The sequence below is a fragment of the Arhodomonas sp. KWT genome (assembly GCF_010993615.1).
Map to the genome: position 1 here is coordinate 1 of NZ_WNXE01001103.1, position 534 is coordinate 534.

At 68.9% G+C, this 534-nt stretch carries 1 protein-coding gene and 1 pseudogene; both read right to left on the reverse strand.

The features are described 5' to 3' along the window. Nucleotides 1–257, reverse strand: a 257-nt coding sequence (locus G7A99_RS24375; protein WP_305792377.1) for a ferritin family protein, incomplete at its 3' end; no start/stop codon positions are given. Beyond that, nucleotides 257–534 (reverse strand): annotated as a pseudogene (locus G7A99_RS24380) (2-oxoacid:ferredoxin oxidoreductase subunit beta); the annotation flags it as partial. The pseudogene G7A99_RS24380 and the gene G7A99_RS24375, both read right to left, overlap by 1 nt.

Below are 534 nucleotides of genomic sequence, written 5' to 3' on the forward strand. Positions count from 1 at the left end.
ATCTCCGCCGACTCCGGGCTCTCGTCGTCCGGCCACTGGTACTCCCAGGGCTTGAGCTGTGGCAGCCCGCCCTCGGACTCGGCGCGCTCGCGGGCCTCCGCCAGGTGCAGCCGCGAGAAGTGGGCCATCTTGCGGAACAGGTCCACCACGTCCGGATTGTTGTGGACCTCCAGCGCGTCGGCGAGCTCGTCGTAGCGCTGGGCGGCCTCGTCCTCCAGTGCGACGGCGTGGGCGAGGAACAGGGGCACAGATTCCATCACTGTTCTCCTGCGGCCAGGGCGAACTGCCCGGCGATGCGGTCGAGGTCCGCCGCTTCCGCCCGGTCGGGGGTGTAGGGCGGCGCGTCGCTGCGGTAGAGCAGGCCCTGGGTGAAGTTGTCGTCGTCCATGAGCTGGGCGAAGGCCGCACGGCGGTCCGAGGTGGTCTCGAAGCCTTCGTGGACGTGCTTCTTGTACTCCATCTGCTCGGGCCGGTAGGTGATGCAGGGGGAGAGCACCTGGATGAAGGAGAAGCCGGGGTGCTCGATGCCCTGGG